This window comes from Polynucleobacter necessarius (assembly GCF_900095195.1).
GTDB lineage: Bacteria > Pseudomonadota > Gammaproteobacteria > Burkholderiales > Burkholderiaceae > Polynucleobacter > Polynucleobacter necessarius_G.
Genome location: NZ_LT606950.1, coordinates 55,988 through 75,360 on the forward strand (window position 1 = coordinate 55,988; position 19,373 = coordinate 75,360).

Below are 19,373 nucleotides of genomic sequence, written 5' to 3' on the forward strand. Positions count from 1 at the left end.
GTAAATGTGTGATAAGCCCTGTATGGACAAGGATCGCCGTAATTGGCTAATCGCCACATCCGCTGTTGGCGGTGTAGGCGCAGCAGCAGCACTTTATCCCTTCGTTGATAGTTTTGAGCCATCCGAGCGTGCTAAGGCGGCTGGTGCAGCGGTTGAGATCGACATTACTGGTATGCAGCCAGATGAGATGAGAACCGTAGAATGGCGCGGCAAGCCTGTATGGGTCATTCGTCGTACTCCCGAGCAAGTTGCCGAACTCTCCAAGCTTGATGGCGAGTTGGCAGACCCGAATTCATTGCGCGATCCTGCGCAATTTACTCCACCTTATGCACAGAACCAATGGCGCTCCATTAAGCCAGAGTACTTAGTGGTGGTGGGTATTTGTACCCACCTTGGATGTTCTCCTACCGCTAAGTTTGAAGCTGGTCCTCAGCCTTCATTGCCAAATACTTGGCCAGGTGGTTTCCTTTGCCCATGTCACGGCTCGACATTTGATATGGCAGGTCGTGTCTATAAAAATAAACCAGCCCCAGACAATCTTGGCGTGCCTCCGCACATGTACTTAAGCGACACCAAGATTTTGGTTGGCGAAGATAAGAAAGCCTGAGGAGAAATAAATGGCATTTCAAGAAAAACAAGTTCCAGCGAATGCTCCCGTGGCACAGAAAGTCTTGGCCTGGGTTGATTCACGCTTTCCGCTGACCTCTACCATTAAAGGTCATCTCACAGAATATTACGCACCCAAAAACCTCAATTTTTGGTATTTCTTTGGATCCTTAGCAATCGTTGTGTTAGCTCTGCAAATCATCACCGGTATCTTTTTGGTGATGAACTACAAGCCAGATGCTGCAAAAGCATTTGAGTCGGTTGAATACATCATGCGTGAAGTTCCATGGGGCTGGTTAATTCGTTACCTCCACTCCACGGGTGCCTCCATGTTCTTTGTAGTGGTTTATCTGCACATGTTCCGCGGTTTGATTTATGGCTCATATCGCAAGCCACGTGAACTGATTTGGATCTTTGGTTGCGCGATTTTCCTGTGCCTAATGGGTGAAGCTTTCTTTGGTTATTTGCTCCCATGGGGTCAAATGTCTTATTGGGGTGCTCAAGTTATCGTGAACTTGTTCTCCGCCATTCCTTTTATTGGCCCAGATCTCTCTTTGTGGTTGCGTGGGGATTATGTGGTTGGCGATGCCACCCTCAATCGTTTTTTTGCTTTCCACGTCATTGCGATTCCATTGGTATTAATTGGTTTAGTGGCTGCCCACATCATCGCTTTGCATGAGGTGGGATCCAATAACCCTGATGGCGTTGAAATAAAAGAAGCTCTTGATGCGAACGGCAAACCTGTTGATGGTATCCCGTTCCACCCTTACTACACGGTTCATGACGTGTTTGGTCTAGGTGTTTTCTTAATGATTTTTGTGTGCATTGTGTTCTTTGCGCCAGAGATGGGGGGTTACTTCCTCGAGGCAAATAACTTTATTCCCGCAAACCCATTGCAAACGCCCCCACACATTGCACCCGTTTGGTATTTCACGCCGTTCTACTCAATGTTGCGTGCCACAACCTCTAACTTCCTATTGCCACTGTGGATTTTCTTGGCAGTTATTTTGGCTATGTTTGCAAAGTCATCAAGCGATAAAAAGGTAAAAGGTGCATGTGTTGCTATTGCACTAGTGTTGGCCGGCGGCTTTTATTTGTTTGATGCGAAATTCTGGGGTGTGGTGATCATGGGTGGTTCAGTGGTGATCATGTTCTTTTTGCCATGGCTCGATCATTCTCCAGTGAAATCTATTCGCTATCGCCCACAGCTTCATAAATACATTCATGGCGTGTTTGTGGTGAGCTTTGTAATCCTAGGTTACTTGGGGATCCAGCCACCATCGCCTGTATTTGAAAAGATCTCTCAGGTCTGCACGATTTACTACTTGGGCTTTTTCTTGGCAATGCCGTTTTGGAGCAGGCTTGGTACATTCAAGTCCGTCCCAACACGCGTTACTTTTGAGTCCCATTAATCGAGAACTGAGAAAGAATTAGGAACTAGTATGAAACGAATTCTTCAAACTTTGATGGGCGCATTCCAAGCTACTGCAGTGGTAGTTGCCCTTGGCCTAGGCGCAACAGCCCAAGCAAATGAGGGCGGTTTCCCATTGGAAACTGCTCCCAATCGCGTTAGCAGCAACGCCTCTTTGCAAAATGGCGCGAAATTATTTGTTAACTATTGCTTAAATTGTCACGCTGTTTCCAGTATGCGTTACAACCGTCTACGCGATATTGGGTTAACCGATCAACAAATCAAAGATAACCTTATTTTGACTGATGCTAAGGTTGGTGATTTGATGACAATTTCCATGACGCCAAAAGAAGGCAAAGTCTTTTTTGGAAACAATCCACCTGATTTATCGGTGGAAGCACGTGCGCGTGGAACAGATTGGTTGTATACCTATCTTCGCACTTTCTACAAAGACGACACCACCCAAACTGGTTGGAATAATTTAGTGTATCCTAGTGTTGGTATGCCGCATGTGCTTTGGCAGCTTCAGGGTGAGCGCGCCGCCAAGTTTGAGGAGCGCAAAGATCCACATGATGACAGTAGAGTAGAAAAAGTATTTGTTGGTTTTGAGCAGCTAACCCCTGGCACGATGAAGCCTCAAGAATATGACGATAATATCGCCGACCTTGTTGCGTTTATGTCCTGGATGGCAGAGCCAGTTCAGCTTGAGCGTAAGCGTCTTGGCGTTGTTGTTCTCCTGTTCTTGGCAATCTTTACCCTTTTGGCATGGCGTTTAAATAAGGCCTACTGGAAAGATATTCATTGATGCTGGATTGGGGCCCCTTTGGGCTTCAATCCATATCTTTTAAATTACGTATTGTTGTACTGCAGTTGAAATTTAAGGAAATAAATTTATGATGGTGTTGTATTCTGGCACGAATTGCCCATTCTCGCAACGCTGCCGTTTAGAGCTTTTCGAAAAAGGCATGGATTTTGAAATCCGCGATGTTGACTTGTTCAATAAGCCAGAAGATATTTCGGTTATGAATCCTTATGGCCAGGTACCCATCTTGGTTGAGCGTGATCTCATTTTGTATGAATCGAACATTATTAATGAATACATTGATGAGCGTTTTCCTCACCCTCAATTGATGCCGCCAGATCCCGTTGCTCGCGCTCGTGCCCGCCTATTTTTATTCAACTTTGAAAAAGAGCTGTTTGTTCACGTTGCTGCTCTCGAGAATGAAAAAGGCAAAGCCGCTGAGAAGACACATGAAAAAGCCCGCTTAGCCATTCGTGACAGCTTAACGCGGCTAGCCCCCATTTTTGTTAAGAACAAATACATGCTGGGCGATGAGTATTCTATGCTGGACGTGGCGATTGCACCGTTGCTATGGCGCCTTGAGCACTATGGCATTGATCTCTCTCGTAACGCTGTAGCGCTCTTAAAGTATGCTGAGCGTATCTTTAGCAGACCGGCTTATATTGAAGCTTTAACGCCCTCCGAAAAGGTCATGCGTCGCTAAAAGTGGCGCTGCCCAGTCAGTATGTTTGACATACCTAGCAATAAACCATATTTAATCCGTGCCCTACATCAGTGGTGCACGGATTTTGGTTTTACGCCTTTTATCGCAGTATTTGTTGATGAAAGGGTTGAGGTTCCCCTGGAGTGCGTAAAAAATAACGAAATTGTTTTAAACCTGTCTACTGAAGCATGTCATCAATTGCAAATTGAGAATGACTGGATTAGTTTTCAAGCAAGATTCGGGAGCATCCCTAAGAAGATTAGGGTTCCAATAAGTCATATCCTAGCTATTTATGCGAGAGAAAATGGTCAGGGTATGTCGTTTCCATATGATCCTCTACAGGCTAGAGGGCTACTCGGGAAGGATGCACCCAAAGGGGTTGATGAAAAGCCTAAGCCCCCTAGACCCTCCTTGAGAGTTGTGAAATAGGCTAAAATACAAATGTTGCCCCTTTAGCTCATCTGGTAGAGCAACTGATTTGTAATCAGTGGGTGGTCTGTTCGAGTCGGACAAGGGGCACCAGATCTACGGCCATCCAAGTTCTTGGAGGGCTTTTTAACTCAAAGATTGAGATTAATTCTCCTGGTTTCAAAGACACACAAAAAGTAAATAATTGCAGCGCTTGCCAAAAAAGAGATTTTGTACCAAAGTCCAGGCAAGCTATTGCCACAAATTTGATTTAACCAAGCCACAATCAGGGGGCATCCCACCAACCCATCCAGCTGCGAGATTGTGTGGAAGTGTGGCAGCGCTATTCCTATTTTTTGCGGGAAATAATTCTGCAAGAAGTGCTGTTTGAGGTCCAACTGCTAGCCCTAGTGAGGGGGCAAGAAGAAACAAGATAAGTCCAATGCCAAGCAATGCACTGTTTGATGCTGAATTTAAATAAGCGTTACCCAATATCTGTAGTAGTTCGTACGCAAGCTGAATACATAGGGCCCCAAGAATAATCCCACTCAAGATTGTCGGTTTTCGGCCAATTCGATTCGAAAGCCATCTTCCTAAAACTATTAGAGGACAAAGAGCTAGGGTTGAGAAAATACTCAAATTATCTACTAAGGCAGCATTGAGTCCTACGGAAGTTTTTAAGAAGATCGCTGTATATACCTGAACGCAGAAAAACAGAATTGCACCACTTGAAGAGATGCAAAAAATAATAGAAACATTCTTTTGCGAATTTCAGGATCCTTGAAATTGTTTAGAAGTTGCGATTCATTTTTTTGCTCTTGCTTTGCGAGTTCCAAAAACACGGGAGTTTCTTCTAGTGACCGTCGCAAATACACAGCAATCATAAGAAGGATCAGTGAAGCCCAGAATGGTACCCGCCAGCCCCAATCCTGAAACTGTGATTGCGAAAGCCATTTTTGAAGAATGGCAATTTGTAATGTAGAAGCCAATATACCCAGAGGGCCCATGAGTTGCAGGAAGCTTGTTTTAAAACCTCGATGCCGATTGCCAGCATGCTCCGTGAGGTAGATGGCACTTCCGCCGATTTCGCCGCCGGCAGATAAGCCCTGAAGAATGCGTAAAACAACTAAAAAAATGGGTGCCCAAATACCAATTTCTGCATAAGTTGGTAAAAATCCTACGCAAACCGTTGCGAAACCCATGATGGCAATCGTGATCATGAAGACAGGTTTACGGCCAATACGATCACCCAAGGAGCCAAACAAGGCTGATCCCATGGGTTCTGACCACCATGCCAATACCAAAAGTCGCTAAGCTTGCTAATAGCTCTGCATTTGGATCGTTTGTTGGAGAAAAGAGCGGACCAAGAACTACTGCAAGCGTAGCGAATGTGAGAAAGTCATACCACTCTAAAAAAAGTCCCAAAACAAGCTGCTATGGCTACTTTTTTGTAATGACGCCCACTTGTATTTGAGTCGTTCAATTTATTCAGAATCAGATGAGGATTCTATTAGAGGGGGGGATAAATTTTTGGAGGGTTTAACGCCAAGTTCTCGCACTTTTTCTGCGGCTCGAATTAAATTACCTTTTCCAGTTTTGAGTTTATTAAAGGCATCGTGATAGCTTGTTTGTGCTTGGTCTAAGCGTTGCCCCAATTTTTCAAGATCATCTACAAAGCCAACAAACTTATCGTATAGGTTGCCGCATTGCTTCGCGATTTCAAGCGCATTACGGTTTTGGTGATCTTGCCTCCAAAGATGTGCAACAGTTCTGAGAGTTGCCATCAGGGTACTTGGGCACACAAGCACAATATTTTTGGCTAATGCCTCTTGATATAAGTTTGGAGTAGTCTTTAAGGCCAGCAAGAAAGCAGGCTCTATTGGTATAAACATGAGGACAAAATCTACTGATCCAGCGCCATATAGTGTGCTGTAGTTTTTGCCTGAAAGCCCTTGAATATGTTGTCGCAAAGATTGAATATGGGCCGCTAATTCAAGTTCGCCAACTTTTGCATCAGAAGCTTCAGTGTGTCTTGCATACGCAGTAATAGAGACTTTACTGTCAATAACTAAGCTTCTACCCTCGGGTAGCTTGACCACAACATCAGGTTGAAGGCGCGAGCCATCGCTTTGTGTATGGCTATCCTGAACAATGTACTCCTCGCCTTTGCGAAGTCCCGAAGACTCGAGAATAGACTCGAGAACCAATTCTCCCCAATTTCCTTGGACCTTGGAGTCGCCCTTAAGCGCTTGGGTTAGAGAGCGAGTCTCATCAGACATTTTGATGTTGAGATTGGCCAGGCGCTCAATTTCATTTTTGAGCGCGTGCCGCTCGCTAGCTTCATTGTTATAAGAGTTATTAACCTGCTCCTTAAACTCTGAGAGCTTGGTTTGTAGGGGTTTTAAAAGAACATCAAGGTTAGCTGCGTTTTGTTCGGTAAATCGTTTTGATTTATCTTCAAAAATCTCGTTGGCTAGATTTTTAAATTGGCTAGTTAATACTTCCTTGGCTTCGTTCAGCGCTTCAATACGGCTTAATGCCTGTTTACGCTCAGCTTCAAGTTCCGTTTCTAATCTAATAGCATTTTGTATGGCTTGATCACGTTCATTTCTCAGGCTTGCTGTCAAAACACTTTCTGACTGAAGTAGGTTCTCGGCGCGCGCGAGGCTAGAACGTAAATTGAGGGCGTAAACCAAAAGGCCCGCACATAATCCTAGCGGTAGGCCAAATAGAATGAGATTGCCGAGATCAAAATTCACTGAGCGTAGGGCGATTAGCCCTTAATTAATTTCTGAAGCTCCCCCGACTGATACATTTCAGTCATGATGTCAGAGCCACCTATGAATTCTCCATTCACGTAGAGTTGTGGAATGGTCGGCCAGTTAGCATACTCTTTGATTCCCTGGCGGATAGCTGGATCCTCCAAGACGTTCACGGTATGAAGTTTTTCTACACCGCTCGCACGAAGAATATTCACAGCATTTCCCGAGAATCCGCACTGTGGAAATTGCGCAGTACCTTTCATGAATAGCACAACGAGATGGCTGGTAACGATTTCTTTAATTTGATCTTGGGTGTCCATAAATTCTCTCTAAGTAAGACATTAACGCATTAAAAATGGCTAGAAACCACCGACAAATCAATTTTAAGACTTAATTTAGAAAATGGTAACGGCGGTCCTATTTTCGGGCGGATATCACTCGGTGATGACCTGCTAAATCTTGATGAATATGAATATCGGTAAATTCGGCAAATTTTTCTATATCAGCGACCGCTTCCGATTGATCAAATCCATGTTCTACCGCAATTAGGCCTTTGGGATTAAGGTGGCTAGAAGCCCCCCGAATAATCGCCTGAAGACAACTTAGGCCATCGGCATGATCTGTTAGTGCAGAAATAGGCTCATAGCGAAGATCACCCTGTGCAAGGTGAGGGTCTTGAGCGGCGATGTAAGGAGGGTTACTTAGAATGACATCAAAAAAATCTACAATATCCAAGGCATGGTACCAATCTCCTTGCAAAAATTTCACACGAGAATCAAGACCCAGTTTTTTGGCATTAGCCTTGGCAATCTCCAAGGCAGTAGAGGATTGGTCGGTAGCAATCACTTGCACATTAGGCAGCTCATGGGCAATTGCCAATGCTATTGCCCCAGACCCAGTGCCGAGATCCAAAATCCTTAGACAGCCTTCTAAATTTTCAATACATTTGATCTCTTGAAGGGCTATATCAACAAGTAATTCTGTTTCAGGGCGCGGTATCAAGACGCCGGGCGCTACCGTAAGTTCAATATTGTGAAAATCTCTCTTGCCAATGAGATAGGCGACTGGCTCGCCCGATAACCTCTTGGATTCAAGCGAATACCAATTTTCTATTGCTAGGGCGTGGAGCTCCAATTCATCGCGAGAGATAATTGCTGATCGAGGTAGCTGGTAGTGTTTATCAAGTACGTGCGCCATCAAGATATGAGCTTCGTTACGAGGAAGCGCTGTGCTGCCCAGTAGGGATCGCAGACTCAAACCCTTATTCATTATCAATTTAGTGAATAATTAATTGTCACCAAGTGCTGCGAGTAATTCGGCTTGATGTTCAAATGCAAGGGCATTACAGAGATCATCGAGATCACCATCCATCATGGCATCAATTTTATACAGGGTAAGATTAATGCGGTGATCGGTGATGCGACCTTGTGGGAAGTTATAGGTCCGAATGCGATCGCTACGATCACCTGAGCCAATCAGGGATTTTCGTGTTTGCGCTTCGCGTTGATGCTTTTCACGTTCACGGGCATCCATGATGCGTGAGACCAATACTTTCATTGCTTGTTCGCGGTTACGGTGTTGGCTACGGTCATCCTGACACTCCACTACCGTGCCTGTGGGTAAGTGTGTGATACGAACGGCAGAATCTGTCTTATTGATATGTTGTCCGCCAGCGCCTGAGGCTCTGAAGGTATCAATACGCAATTCTGCTGGATTAATTTTCACGGCTTCTAATTCATCGGCTTCTGGCATGACTGCTACTGTGCAGGCTGAAGTATGAATGCGTCCTTGAGTCTCGGTCTCAGGAACGCGTTGGATGCGATGACCGCCAGATTCAAATTTCAAGCGTGAGTAGACGGATTGACCCACCAAACGCAGGACAACCTCTTTATAGCCACCCAAGTCAGATTCAGCCGCGCTAACGACTTCCACTTTCCATTCCTGACGTTCGGCAAAGCGGGTGTACATACGTAATAGATCCCCAGCAAATAATGCGCTCTCGTCACCGCCAGTACCCGCCCGAATTTCTAAGAACACATTGCGTTCATCATTCTCATCTTTGGGTAGTAAAAGTTTTTGGAGCGTACCCTCAAGCTCTTCCATAGTTGCATGTGCTTGCTTCTGCTCTTCATCAGCAAACTCTTTCATCTCAGGATCTTTGCGCATTTCTTCGGCAGCTTGAGCATCCGCTTCAGCTTGCTTGTACAAGCCAAATTGTTCGACAACGTTTGCGATATCGGAGTGTTCGCGCGTTAGCTTCCGATAAGCATCCATATCTTTGGTTGCTTCCTCGGAGGCTAAAAGGGAGTTAAGTTCGGCTAAGCGCGTGTCTAGATGTTCCAGCTTAGCCCGCATGCTGGGCTTCATCTAATGATCTTCAGGTTTGGTGTGTGAGGCGAATAATTTGGGTAGCAACTTGATCAAGGCGTCGCGCTCGGCACCGTTGGAATGTTGCAAAGCATGGAGTGAGCCATGTAAAAATTTATTAGTTAAGCCTTGTGCCATTGCGTTTAGCACTTCTTGTGGATCATCTCCACGCATCAAGCGTTTCATTGCGCGTTCAAGTTCGAGCTGTCTTAAGTGCTCACCTTGTTGTTGAATATCCTGAATCAAAGGCACGGCATTACGCCCTTGCATCCAGTGCATAAAGTTGCCAACTCGATCCTCAATAATCGCCTCTGCTTGGCTCACAGCAGCTTGGCGCAAGCTCGTGCCAGTTTGAATCATGACTCCTAGATCATCAACCGTGTAGAGGTATACGTCATCGAGCCTTGCTATCTCAGGCTCAAAGTCTCGGGGAACCGCTAGATCAATCATCACCATCGGCTTGTGCCGGCGCAGTTTTAGGGCGCTTTCGACTAAGCCAAAACCAATGATGGGAAGGGAAGAGGCGGTGCTAGAAACAATGATGTCAAATTCATGTAAGCGACCAGGAAGTTCTGAGAGCTTAAAGGACTCTGCTTGTATATCTTGTGCTGCGATGGAATCAGCCAATTCTTGACCGCGTTCAATAGTGCGGTTTGCTATGGCAACATTTTTAGGTTTGCGTGCTACAAAGTGGGTTGCGCATAAGGTGATCATTTCACCAGCGCCTATGAATAATATTTTCTGATCAGATATCTTCTCAAAAATTCGTTCGGAGAGTCTTACAGAGGCTGCGGCCATCGAAATAGAGTGTGCGCCAATCTCGGTAGAGCCACGAACCCCTTTAGCAACAGCAAATGTTTTTTGAAATAGCTGGTTGAGATAGGTTCCCAAAACGCCTGCATCATTTGCGGTACGAACCGCATCTTTCATTTGACCCAAAATTTGGGTTTCGCCAATCACCATTGAGTCGAGGCCGCACGCAACCCTGAAAGCATGGCGAACAGCCTCTGATTGAGGCAAAGAGTAAATGTGTGGTTCGAGACTGCTGGGGGCAAGCTGTTGAGTTTTGGCCAGCCAATCAAAAGTTGCCTCATGCAGAATATCTGCAGCATTGGCATCATTTGCTGCGCAATAGACTTCAGTGCGATTGCAGGTTGACAAAATAGTGGCTTCAGGCAGCCCAGCCTGATTCGCGCCCAATAAATGTTGGCGCAGATCGTGCAACGCTTCTTGAAGAAATTCAGGATCGAAGGCGACCTTCTCCCGAATGGCGACCGGCGCTGTGTGATGATTGATGCCGAGTGTCAACAACTTCATAATGGTGATTATAGATTTGATGACGTCAGCAATGGGGGTAAGAATGGGGGTTTTGGCTTTTCTGCTAATTGGGGGTGGGTCAGGGGCCTCAGCCTGGATTTTTTACCCCAGAAGACCTCGGAGCACCGAGTTCTTGAGGTTTTTATTGGCTATATTGCTGGGCTTTCTAGCGGCCTTAGCAAGCTCTTACATAGGGCAGTACCAGGGATTTTTCCAATCCGGCCAAAAGCTTGAGTGGGTTAGCGCGATTATTGTCTCTAGCTTTGCAGGAGGCCTCTACGCTTCTCTAGCGAAATAGATCTGCCTGGTGAGTCTGGTTGGAGTCTTGGGCAGTTCTAATCCACTGAATGGGCTCTAGTCCATGGCCTGCTAACCAAGCATTTGTTTTGGTGAAGTGATTACAGCTTTCTTTACCGCCCGGCACTAAAAAAGGTTTGTCAGTTTTGTAAACCCCTAGGCCTGATGGATGGGACGATTGCAAAATCAATGAATCTTTTCCAGTATCGATGAGTGGAAGCTTGGATTGAGCGTGGCCTCCCCAAAGCATCCACACTAAATTGGAATTTCTCTTGGCTAAGTCAGAAATCAACAAATTGATAAGGCTCTTCCAGCCTATATTCGCATGACTGCCTGCTTCCCCAAGTTTGACGCTGAGTGCGGTGTTGAGTAGAAGCACTCCTTGTTTTGCCCAATCATGCAAATCGCCATTTGGCAGCTTTCCAAATCCTTCTAGTTCGAGTGCTTTGCTGATATTGCGAAGAGAGCTTGGGAACGCTCTTGAATTGACGGGGATATTGCTCGGAATCGAGAAAGCAAGACCTTGCGCAAGCCCTGGTGAGTGATACGGATCTTGTCCAAGAATGATCGCTTTGACGCTTTCAACTGGTGTTAACTCAAAAGCCCTAAAAAAATGTTGGGGGTCTGGGCGAACGCTATTAAATTCGCTCGCTAAGATAGACTGAATATTGCCTTCTAGCGTTTTCCAAGAGGACGATTCAAAATAATCGCCCAACAGGTTGCGCCAATCTTGAGGTATAGCATCTTTGGAGAACGGGGGCATTGGATTACGTGTTGCCAGACTTTGCAGTGGTCAGATCGTATTGCTTTGGCAGTTGAGACGGTAAGAGCATCAAAATACGCTCATGTTCAAGATCGTCACGATAAAAGGTTGGGCTGATATCTTGATTTTTAGTAAGGCTATTGAGTACCTTATCAAACCGTGCGCTGGTAATGCGCTGGCCATTAATGCTCGCTAGTAAATCGCCTGCCGCTAAGCCTGCTGCTTGTGCGGCTCCTCCATCCAAAATATGGGTAATCTTGAGCCATCCATTTGAATCAATATGGCGCATACCGAACTGTAGTTTTACTTTCTCGAGTTTGGTCTGATGCTTTAATTTCACTGCAACATATTTTGAAGCAATCCATTTTTAGATCGGAATATCCTCAACTCCAAAAATATAGCGTGATTTAAATTCACTCCAAATTTTCATGAAGCTATTGCCAAGCAAGGTATTGATTAAATCATCAAGACCATTTTCAGAGATCCCGTCGAGTGTGATCCCATGCTTTTTCCAGATTAGTCGCATCAAATCGTCTAATGATTTTTTATGCTTTGAAAATCCGCGAATTTGCAAATCTAACCCAAGAGCAAGCAGAGCGCCTTTGCCGTAATAACTCACCACCGCATTTGGAGTGTTTTCGTCGACTTGATAATATTTTTCCATGCATCAAAAGAGCTATCTGCAAGACTTTGTTTAAGTCTACCAGGACCTCGTAATACGCCGTTCCAGTTATCGGAGACGAGTTTCAGGTATGCGCCAAGATTGATGCGCTTGCTGCGAAAAAGCTGAAGGTCATCGTAGTAGCTGGTAAATCCTTCAAATAGCCACAGTAAGCGGGTGTGATTTCGATTGCTTAGTTCGTAAGGCTGAAATGCTTTTGGTTGAATGCGCTTGACCAACCAAGCATGAAAATATTCATGACTGCATAGCCCTAGAAATTCACGATAGCTAGCCTCATCTAAAGGAGTGTCTTTTTGGGGAAGTTGATCTCTGCGGCAGAGTAAAGCGGTGCTATTGCGATGTTCAAGGCCGCCATATCCATTTAGGACTGCATTGACTAGAAATAAATAGCTTGAAAATAGCGGCCGCTTTGTTTTGGGCTCAAACAGATTGATCGTCGCGGAACAAATTGCTTGTAAGTCGTTTGTTAGGCGCGTTACATCAATCGGATGTAACCATCCTTGGATGGCCATGCTATGTGGCGTGCTATTGGAATTCCAGCGCACGATCTGAAACTCCCCCATGGCTACAGGATGATCAATCAGGTCATCATAATTCTTTGCAAGGTAGAAACCAAAACCACGTGCATCGGTTTTTGCTGATGTGAGGCGGGTTTGAACAATCCAACTCTCAGCGTGAACACTTTCTGGTGGGGTAATAGCAAGTGAGCAGGGTACGTGGGTTTGTCCTTTAACCATCAAGCAAAGGCTGGTGGCATTGAAAAAAGCCCGTTCAGTATCAAGATATGCTGCACGCACAGAATTATCAAAGGCGTAAACCGTTGTGACGATGTCTACCGCACTATTTGCGTCTGACAAAATCCATTGATCATTATCAATTCGCTCTAGAGTAATTTTTTTCCTTGAAGAGCCTGCTGTAAATGCCTCGATCGATTCAATGTGTTTGGAAAAATCGCGAATTAAATAGCTGCCTGGTATCCAAGCGGGCATCTGCAGAATTTGACCCTGGGGATCAGGATTGGCAATATGCAGTTTTACTTGAAAACGATGACCATGAAGGTCTGTTGGCCATACGGTGTATTGAATTGCTGGCAGATCGGAAGCGTTCATATCAATAGGCGTCACTCACTATTTTAGAGAAGCAAATTTCTTTTCAATATCGGTAATCTGAACTGCACTAGGAAAGCGGCTTCCATCTGTAAAAAAGATGGTGGGTGTGCCGGTAATGCCATAGGATTTGGCGTAAGTCAGATTTTTATCTAATGGATTTGCACAATCAGTTTTTCCATTTGGCGAAACGCCATTGACCATCCAATCCATATAGGCTTTATTGGGATCGGAAGAGCACCAAATTTGCTTTGATTTCTGAATAGAGTCTGCTGATAGTATGGGTATTAGATAGGTATAAATGGTGACGTTATCGAGTTGCTGCAAAGATTTCTCAAGACGCTTGCAGTAGCCACAATTGGGATCAGAAAAAATAGCCATTTGACGTGAGCCATTGCCACGCGCTGTTTTGAAGGCATTTGCTTGCTTAAGATCAGACCATTTGATGCGGTTGATATCAGCTTGCCTTTGTTCCGTAATATTTTTGCCAGTAGCCAGCTCAATAATTTCACCTTGGATGAGATACTTGACTGAACCGTCGGTGTAAAAGACATCATTGCCTACAAGTACTTCGTATACCCCAGATACTGGGCTGGGTGCAACGCTTCGCACTTTTGCGTTTGAACCCAATTTTTTTTGAATTTCGGTTTTAATTTGTTGCTCGGTTTGCGCAAATGCAGAATTTGAGAAGCTGAGCGCGCCCAAAACAATGGCGAGTGTCATCAACGCCAAAGATAAAAATTTAGTCAAAGTGAATTTCTCCTAATGCGCGTTCAATGAGACGCTGTTTAACAAAATGACTTTTGTTTACTAGACCGAGACCCCAATTACGTAAATGTTTTTCTGTGCTGCTTGTTCCAGAAAATAACTTCTTGAGCTTATCAGTAACCCATAAAAGCGCACTCGTATCTCCTTGCCGCTGGCGTTCATAGCGGCGTAACAAGGTCAGATCGTTCAAGGAGCGAAAGGATTCTCGTTTACTGTAGATGTTGAGTAACATAGCAACATCTCGTAATCCTAAGTTCAATCCTTGGCCTGCTAATGGGTGCATGACATGAGCGGCATCCCCAATTAATACAACTTTAGGAGTTGCCTCAGGGCCAATGAACCGCTCAGCGCGGATTCTTCTCAATGGAAAGGCAGTTGGGGTGGAATTGAGCGTTAACTCACCGAGCTGTTTTGCAATGGAGCCTTCAGCAACCGTAGCGAAACGTTCAAGCCATTCGGATGGATTGAGTTTTAATAAGTTTGCTGCATATTCTGGAGAGGTAGACCAGACCATCGAAACTTGTTTGTTTGGCAATGGCAAAATAGCAACGATATCGCCCCCAGGAAGGAACCACTGAAAAGCAGTTTCAAGGTGAGGGTAGGTACAAATCCAATTGGCTACAACAGCGCTTTGTGAATAACTTTCTTCGCTCGCTGCAATGCCGATCTTCGAACGAATGGGTGAGTTTGCGCCATCCGCTGCAATAACAAGTTGCGAGCGAATGATGGTGCCGCTCTTAAGGTGCAAAGTAGTGCCATCGGCATCCACTGCTATTTTTTCTACAGCATCAGGAAGTCGCTCTAATTTGTTTTGAAAGCGCGAGGCTTGATCAAGCGTATGCTCAATTAAATTGGATTCACCGATCCAAGCCAATTGTGGCGCGCCTGCTTCAAAAGCAGAGAGATGAAGTTGATCGTTTTTCTCGGCCCGATCACCGAAGATGCGCATATCCCGCACAACTTGTAGGCGACTATGATCCAAAGCATCCCAAATCTGTAAGTGGGCTAAAAGCTTTTGGGTACTTGGTGAAAAGGCATAAATTCGCTGACCCCATTGATGGCCCTGTGGGTTCGGGACGGTCTGACTGAGGTCAGGGGCGATTTCGAGGGTTTGGATGCCCAGTTGCGCCATCCCTAAGGCGCAAGCCTTTCCAGCAATGCCTCCACCGACCACCACCACATCAACGGAGCGAATTTGAGGGGGATTAGTAGGCTTTTTGCCCGCTTGATTTTGGTGTGATTCTGTCATAACTCGATGATATCGAAACTAGCCCCTTTACAATAAGGCCATGTCTTTGAAATGTGGCATCGTCGGCCTGCCTAATGTCGGCAAATCTACCCTCTTTAATGCGCTTACCAAGGCTGGAATCGCAGCGGAAAATTACCCTTTCTGCACGATTGAACCCAATGTAGGCGTTGTTGAGGTTCCTGACCCTCGTCTAGCCGCTTTGGCTGAGATCGTAAAGCCTGAGCGCATTCTGCCTGCTGCCGTCGAGTTCGTCGATATTGCAGGTTTGGTGGCTGGCGCTTCCAAGGGTGAAGGTCTTGGCAACCGGTTTTTAGCCAATATTCGGGAAGCTGACGCAATTACTCATGTGGTGCGCTGTTTTGAGGATCCGAATGTTGTGCACGCAGCCGGTAATGTTGACCCGATCGCCGATATTGGCGTGATTGATACTGAGCTGGCATTATCCGATTTAGCTACTGTAGAAAAAACACTGGCTCGCTCCAGTAAGGCTGCTAAATCTGGTAACGATAAAGAGGCTGCAGCATTGGTTGCTGTTTTGACAAAAGTTCAAGCGCATTTAGATTCCGCGCAACCAGTTCGAAGCTTGGATTTGAGTGATGATGAAAAATTGCTGATTAAGCCTCTTTGTTTAATCACGGATAAGCCAGCGATGTATGTAGCGAATGTCAAAGAGGATGGATTTGAAAATAACCCCCATCTTGAAGCTGTAAAGCAACATGCCGCTAAAGAAAAAGCTCCTGTTGTTGCAGTCTGTGCAGCGATTGAAGCCGAAATTGCCGATTTAGAGGATGCTGATAAAGCGGAGTTCCTGGCGGACCTGGGAATGAATGAGCCAGGCCTGGATCGCGTCATTCGTGCTGGTTATGCTTTATTGGGCTTGCATACCTATTTCACGGCGGGCGTTAAAGAAGTGCGTGCATGGACTATTCACCAAGGCGATACTGCCCCGCAAGCGGCAGGAGTTATTCATACCGATTTCGAGCGGGGTTTTATTCGTGCACAGATAATTGCTTACGATGACTTTATTCAATACAAAGGGGAGTCCGGTGCTAAAGAGGCGGGTAAGATGCGTGCCGAGGGTAAAGAGTATGCTGTGAAAGATGGCGACGTGTTGAATTTCTTATTTAATGTTTGATTTTCTTTAGAGATCAATGCGTCAATAAAAAAGCCCTGAATACAGGGCTTTTTTCTATGCTTCAGAAGGTGATCTCAGGCTGATCAAGAGCCTTCTCTAAGCATTTTGAAATCTCGTCGTTACGTTTAATGGCAAGCTTGGTGGGATGCACTTTTTTCGACCATCCGCATTGGTTGCCATTGATATAGCCCATAGCGCTAAGATTTTTCAGGCGACCGTGTAGCGTAGCCTGTGAGCCAAGCGCACTTAATGAAATGAGGTCACCTACCAAGATGGCTTGCTTTGCATGGGCAGAGGCAATGATTTTGTTTAGAAGACTTTCTTCGATGCAATCGAGCTTTTTACCTGGATTGGTTCGGTCAAGCGCATCAATCAGGTTTAAAAACCGCAGATAGGGGGACTGCTTGGTAATTGCCATTTATATTATTTGTAATATTTTTTTAATTAAATCCCAGTCAAGAAACTTAGACTTTGAGCTTAACAGTTTAATGTGCATAACTATTTGAAACAATTGATTCTAGTCAACAAAAAATAATCCATACTCCAGGTAATGATAAGAAATTTTGGAAATCTTCGCATTGGGCTGATTGGTATTTTAATTAGCGCCATTTCATATGCCACACTTTTTTATCTGAACGCATGGTTAACAAGTGAATTTAGTTTTGGCATTGGCGTTAATTAGATCTATTTGCCTGCAGGCTTACGTCTCTTTTTGACGCTCATATTTGGATTATCGGGAGCGTGTGGAATTGCCATTGCTTCATTTTTAATTAGTTATTTTGGCGAACTACCGCCAGATTTAACGCTATGCATCGGCACGGGTTTGATTTCTGGGTTTGCGCCATACCTGGCCAGATTTGTTGTATTTCAAAACATCAAGCTCGATTCCGATTTAAGTAATCTGAGTTTACCAAAGCTATTGATCTGCATTTTGATTTATCCGCTACTAAGCTCAGGACTACATCAGTTTTGGTATGCGGTTACTGAGCTTGAAAATAGTGGAACTGTGAATCACTTTTTAGTCATGTTTATCGGCGACGTGTTGAGATCTTTACTACTAATAATCTCGCTGATTAAAAGTATTCTAGATGGCTTGAAAAGGCTGGGAAAGCTTCATTCCCAGCGAGATTTTAAGAGAGATTTATGAAAATAAATGGCCGAGTGCTGCGCCAGGATCTGCTGAACGCATAAACGCCTCGCCGACTAAAAATGCATTGACTTGATTGTCTCGCATCAATTGAACATCTGCTCTACTCAGGATGCCGGACTCAGTGACTAAGGTTTTTGTTTCGGGAACAGAAGATAAAAGCGAGAGTGTCGTTTTAAGCGTAACCTCAAAGGTCTTCAAGTTGCGATTATTGATTCCAAGTAGCGGAGTTTTCAGTTCAAGAGCCTGCTCCAGCTCGGCGGCATTATGTACCTCTACTAATACATCTAGACCCAAGTCATTGGCGCATGCTTCCAGATCTTTCATTTGATTGAGTTCAAGGCAGGCTACGATCAGCAAAATAGCATCTGCACTTATCGCACGCGCTTCATAAACTTGGTATGGATCGATAGTGAAGTCTTTTCGTAAAACTGGAATATGACAGGCAGCCCGAGCTTCTTCAAGATAGGCATTAGATCCCTGAAAGTACTCAACATCGGTTAATACCGATAAACATGCGGCACCATATTTTTCATAGGACTTGGCAATATCTGCTGGAATAAAGTTTTCCCGCAAAATTCCTTTGCTTGGGCTGGCCTTCTTGATTTCGGTAATGCCTCCAGCGCTGCCTGCAGCAATTTTTTGCTCGATTGAACGAATAAATCCCCGAGGTTTTAAGGTGGCGTCTTGGTTATTGGATTCCGCTCTCTCACGTTGGTTTGCTAGTGAGATTTGCTTTACATCTCTGGCAATCTCCATCTTTTTGGTTGCAACAATTTTTTGAAGAATATTGCTCATGAGCAGAAGTTTATTCTGACTGGGTTGCCGCTACAAAAGCATCCAGTTTTTGACGGGCAGCTCCGGATGCAATCGCTGCCTTTGCCATCGTGATGCCGCTGGCAATGTCTGAGGCTACTCCGGCAACATAAAGTGTTGCGCCTGCATTTAAGCAAACGATATCGCTCGCTGGACCAAGTTTATTGTCAATCACATCCAAAACAATTTTTTTAGATTCTTCTGCATTCGCGACTTTAAAACCGTTGGTAGGTGCAGTGTTTAATCCAAAATTGCTCGGGTGAATTTCATACTCACGAACGGCGCCATCTATGAGTTCGCCAACTAAGGTGGGGCCTTCGAGTGAAATTTCATCGAGACCATCGCGACCGTAGACGACTAGAGCATGATTCATCCCCAGTGCTTGCAAGACGCGTGCCTGAATACCAACCAGATCCGGATGAAACACGCCCATCAAAATACGTTTCGCATTTGCTGGGTTAGTTAATGGACCCAAAATATTGAAAATCGTACGTACACCTAATTGTTTACGAATCGGCACTACATTTTTCATGGCGGGATGGTGGTTCGGTGCGAACATAAAACCGGCACCAATCTTCGAAACGCACTCGGCAACCCGGTCTGCATTGAGGGCAAGATTTACGCCAAGCGCTTCAAGTACATCAGCGCTGCCAGATTTGCTGCTGACACTGCGGTTGCCGTGTTTGGCGATCTTAGCGCCAGCTGCTGCTGCCACAAACATAGCGGCAGTAGAAATATTGAAGGTATGGGCACCATCGCCGCCAGTGCCCACGACGTCTACAAGATGGGTGCGATCTTTGACATCGACCGCGGTAGCAAACTCACGCATGACTTGAGCTGCTGCGGCGATTTCACCAACAGTCTCTTTTTTAGTCCGAAGCGCTACTAATAATCCAGCAACAAGCTCAGTGGATATTTCACCGCTCATGATGAGGCGCATCATCGTCGTCATTTCGTCATGGAAAAGCTCGCGATGTTCAATGCATCGTTGTAGTGCTTCTTGAGGAGTAATTGCCATAGCGTATTGAAATGAT

Annotated in this window: 23 protein-coding genes and 1 tRNA gene; 8 read left to right on the forward strand and 16 right to left on the reverse strand. The window is 45.2% G+C overall.

All coding sequences use genetic code 11. From position 1 onward, the window contains the following. Positions 1-4: 4 nt before the first annotated feature. The 6 genes from petA (at position 5) to BQ1619_RS00415 (ending at position 4,044) form a co-directional block, all read left to right on the forward strand. The gene (gene petA / locus BQ1619_RS00390) at positions 5-607 is read left to right on the forward strand and encodes a ubiquinol-cytochrome c reductase iron-sulfur subunit (RefSeq protein WP_114661572.1); all 603 of its coding nucleotides are present in this window, start codon (positions 5-7) and stop codon (positions 605-607) included. 10 nt (positions 608-617) lie between these two features. Beyond that, the gene (locus tag BQ1619_RS00395) at positions 618-2,018 is read left to right on the forward strand and encodes a cytochrome b (protein WP_114661574.1); all 1,401 of its coding nucleotides are present in this window, start codon (positions 618-620) and stop codon (positions 2,016-2,018) included. Positions 2,019-2,048: 30 nt separating this feature from the next. Then, a complete protein-coding gene (locus tag BQ1619_RS00400; RefSeq protein ID WP_114661576.1) occupies positions 2,049-2,822 on the forward strand; it encodes a cytochrome c1 in 774 nt (257 codons plus the stop codon). Positions 2,823-2,910: 88 nt separating this feature from the next. Further along, positions 2,911-3,522, forward strand: coding sequence for a glutathione S-transferase N-terminal domain-containing protein (locus BQ1619_RS00405; protein ID WP_114661578.1), 612 nt, complete (start codon positions 2,911-2,913; stop codon positions 3,520-3,522). A 21-nt stretch (positions 3,523-3,543) separates the two neighbouring features. Then, positions 3,544-3,951: a ClpXP protease specificity-enhancing factor gene (locus BQ1619_RS00410; RefSeq protein ID WP_114661580.1), complete on the forward strand. Its 408-nt coding sequence runs from the start codon at positions 3,544-3,546 to the stop codon at positions 3,949-3,951. Between the two features lie 17 nt (positions 3,952-3,968). Then, a tRNA-Thr gene (locus BQ1619_RS00415) sits at positions 3,969-4,044 on the forward strand. 138 nt (positions 4,045-4,182) lie between these two features. On the opposite strand, the gene BQ1619_RS10525 is transcribed toward BQ1619_RS00415, so the two are convergent. The 13 genes from BQ1619_RS10525 to BQ1619_RS00470 all read right to left on the reverse strand — a co-directional run bounded on the left by BQ1619_RS10525 (position 4,183) and on the right by BQ1619_RS00470 (position 15,241). Further along, entirely contained in the window at positions 4,183-4,569 is a 387-nt protein-coding gene (locus BQ1619_RS10525) for an MFS transporter (protein ID WP_415065764.1), read from the reverse strand. Between the two features lie 38 nt (positions 4,570-4,607). Further along, positions 4,608-5,150 carry an MFS transporter gene (locus BQ1619_RS08820; RefSeq protein ID WP_231968354.1) on the reverse strand — a complete coding sequence of 181 codons (543 nt, stop codon included), beginning with the start codon at positions 5,148-5,150 and terminating at the stop codon, positions 4,608-4,610. A gap of 264 nt (positions 5,151-5,414) precedes the next feature. Continuing rightward, entirely contained in the window at positions 5,415-6,689 is a 1,275-nt protein-coding gene (locus tag BQ1619_RS00425) for a DNA recombination protein RmuC (RefSeq protein ID WP_114661582.1), read from the reverse strand. 14 nt (positions 6,690-6,703) lie between these two features. Further along, positions 6,704-7,012 (reverse strand): Grx4 family monothiol glutaredoxin, encoded by a 309-nt coding sequence (gene grxD, locus BQ1619_RS00430; protein WP_114661584.1) that lies wholly within the window; start codon positions 7,010-7,012, stop codon positions 6,704-6,706. A 97-nt stretch (positions 7,013-7,109) separates the two neighbouring features. Next, the gene (prmC, locus tag BQ1619_RS00435) at positions 7,110-7,949 is read right to left on the reverse strand and encodes a peptide chain release factor N(5)-glutamine methyltransferase (protein ID WP_231968357.1); all 840 of its coding nucleotides are present in this window, start codon (positions 7,947-7,949) and stop codon (positions 7,110-7,112) included. A 30-nt stretch (positions 7,950-7,979) separates the two neighbouring features. Then, positions 7,980-9,059 (reverse strand): peptide chain release factor 1, encoded by a 1,080-nt coding sequence (prfA, locus tag BQ1619_RS00440; protein WP_114661588.1) that lies wholly within the window; start codon positions 9,057-9,059, stop codon positions 7,980-7,982. Next, complete coding sequence (hemA, locus tag BQ1619_RS00445; RefSeq protein WP_114661590.1) at positions 9,060-10,376, reverse strand: glutamyl-tRNA reductase; 1,317 nt, start codon at positions 10,374-10,376, stop codon at positions 9,060-9,062. Between the two features lie 286 nt (positions 10,377-10,662). Continuing rightward, on the reverse strand, positions 10,663-11,436 hold the full coding sequence (locus tag BQ1619_RS00455) for a uracil-DNA glycosylase (RefSeq protein WP_114661592.1): 774 nt from the start codon (positions 11,434-11,436) through the stop codon (positions 10,663-10,665). Positions 11,437-11,440: 4 nt separating this feature from the next. Beyond that, complete coding sequence (locus tag BQ1619_RS09360; RefSeq protein ID WP_231968359.1) at positions 11,441-11,776, reverse strand: PDZ domain-containing protein; 336 nt, start codon at positions 11,774-11,776, stop codon at positions 11,441-11,443. 27 nt (positions 11,777-11,803) lie between these two features. Further along, on the reverse strand, positions 11,804-12,100 hold the full coding sequence (locus BQ1619_RS09365) for a hypothetical protein (RefSeq protein ID WP_231968360.1): 297 nt from the start codon (positions 12,098-12,100) through the stop codon (positions 11,804-11,806). Beyond that, entirely contained in the window at positions 12,052-13,242 is a 1,191-nt protein-coding gene (locus tag BQ1619_RS00460; protein ID WP_231968362.1) for a M61 family metallopeptidase, read from the reverse strand. The genes BQ1619_RS09365 and BQ1619_RS00460 overlap by 49 nt, the downstream gene beginning before the upstream one ends. A 3-nt stretch (positions 13,243-13,245) precedes the next feature. Continuing rightward, positions 13,246-13,974, reverse strand: a complete 729-nt coding sequence (locus tag BQ1619_RS00465; protein WP_197711795.1) for a DsbC family protein — start codon at positions 13,972-13,974, stop codon at positions 13,246-13,248. Continuing rightward, the gene (locus BQ1619_RS00470; RefSeq protein ID WP_114661596.1) at positions 13,967-15,241 is read right to left on the reverse strand and encodes an FAD-dependent monooxygenase; all 1,275 of its coding nucleotides are present in this window, start codon (positions 15,239-15,241) and stop codon (positions 13,967-13,969) included. The genes BQ1619_RS00465 and BQ1619_RS00470 overlap by 8 nt, the downstream gene beginning before the upstream one ends. Before the next feature lie 40 nt (positions 15,242-15,281). On the opposite strand from BQ1619_RS00470, the gene ychF reads away from it, so the two are divergent. After that, the gene (gene ychF / locus BQ1619_RS00475) at positions 15,282-16,376 is read left to right on the forward strand and encodes a redox-regulated ATPase YchF (protein ID WP_114661598.1); all 1,095 of its coding nucleotides are present in this window, start codon (positions 15,282-15,284) and stop codon (positions 16,374-16,376) included. A gap of 61 nt (positions 16,377-16,437) precedes the next feature. Here ychF and BQ1619_RS00480 read toward each other — a convergent pair whose 3' ends face one another. Then, entirely contained in the window at positions 16,438-16,794 is a 357-nt protein-coding gene (locus tag BQ1619_RS00480) for a hypothetical protein (protein ID WP_114661600.1), read from the reverse strand. A 270-nt stretch (positions 16,795-17,064) separates the two neighbouring features. Here BQ1619_RS00480 and BQ1619_RS00485 point away from each other — a divergent pair, with 270 nt between their 5' ends. Continuing rightward, on the forward strand, positions 17,065-17,523 hold the full coding sequence (locus tag BQ1619_RS00485) for a hypothetical protein (RefSeq protein ID WP_231968364.1): 459 nt from the start codon (positions 17,065-17,067) through the stop codon (positions 17,521-17,523). On the opposite strand, the gene trpC is transcribed toward BQ1619_RS00485, so the two are convergent. Together trpC and trpD are read right to left on the reverse strand one after the other, a co-directional pair. Next, positions 17,518-18,321, reverse strand: coding sequence for an indole-3-glycerol phosphate synthase TrpC (gene trpC / locus BQ1619_RS00490; protein WP_114661601.1), 804 nt, complete (start codon positions 18,319-18,321; stop codon positions 17,518-17,520). The genes BQ1619_RS00485 and trpC overlap by 6 nt on opposite strands. Positions 18,322-18,331: 10 nt before the next feature. Then, on the reverse strand, positions 18,332-19,357 hold the full coding sequence (gene trpD / locus BQ1619_RS00495; RefSeq protein WP_114661602.1) for an anthranilate phosphoribosyltransferase: 1,026 nt from the start codon (positions 19,355-19,357) through the stop codon (positions 18,332-18,334). Positions 19,358-19,373: the final 16 nt, after the last annotated feature.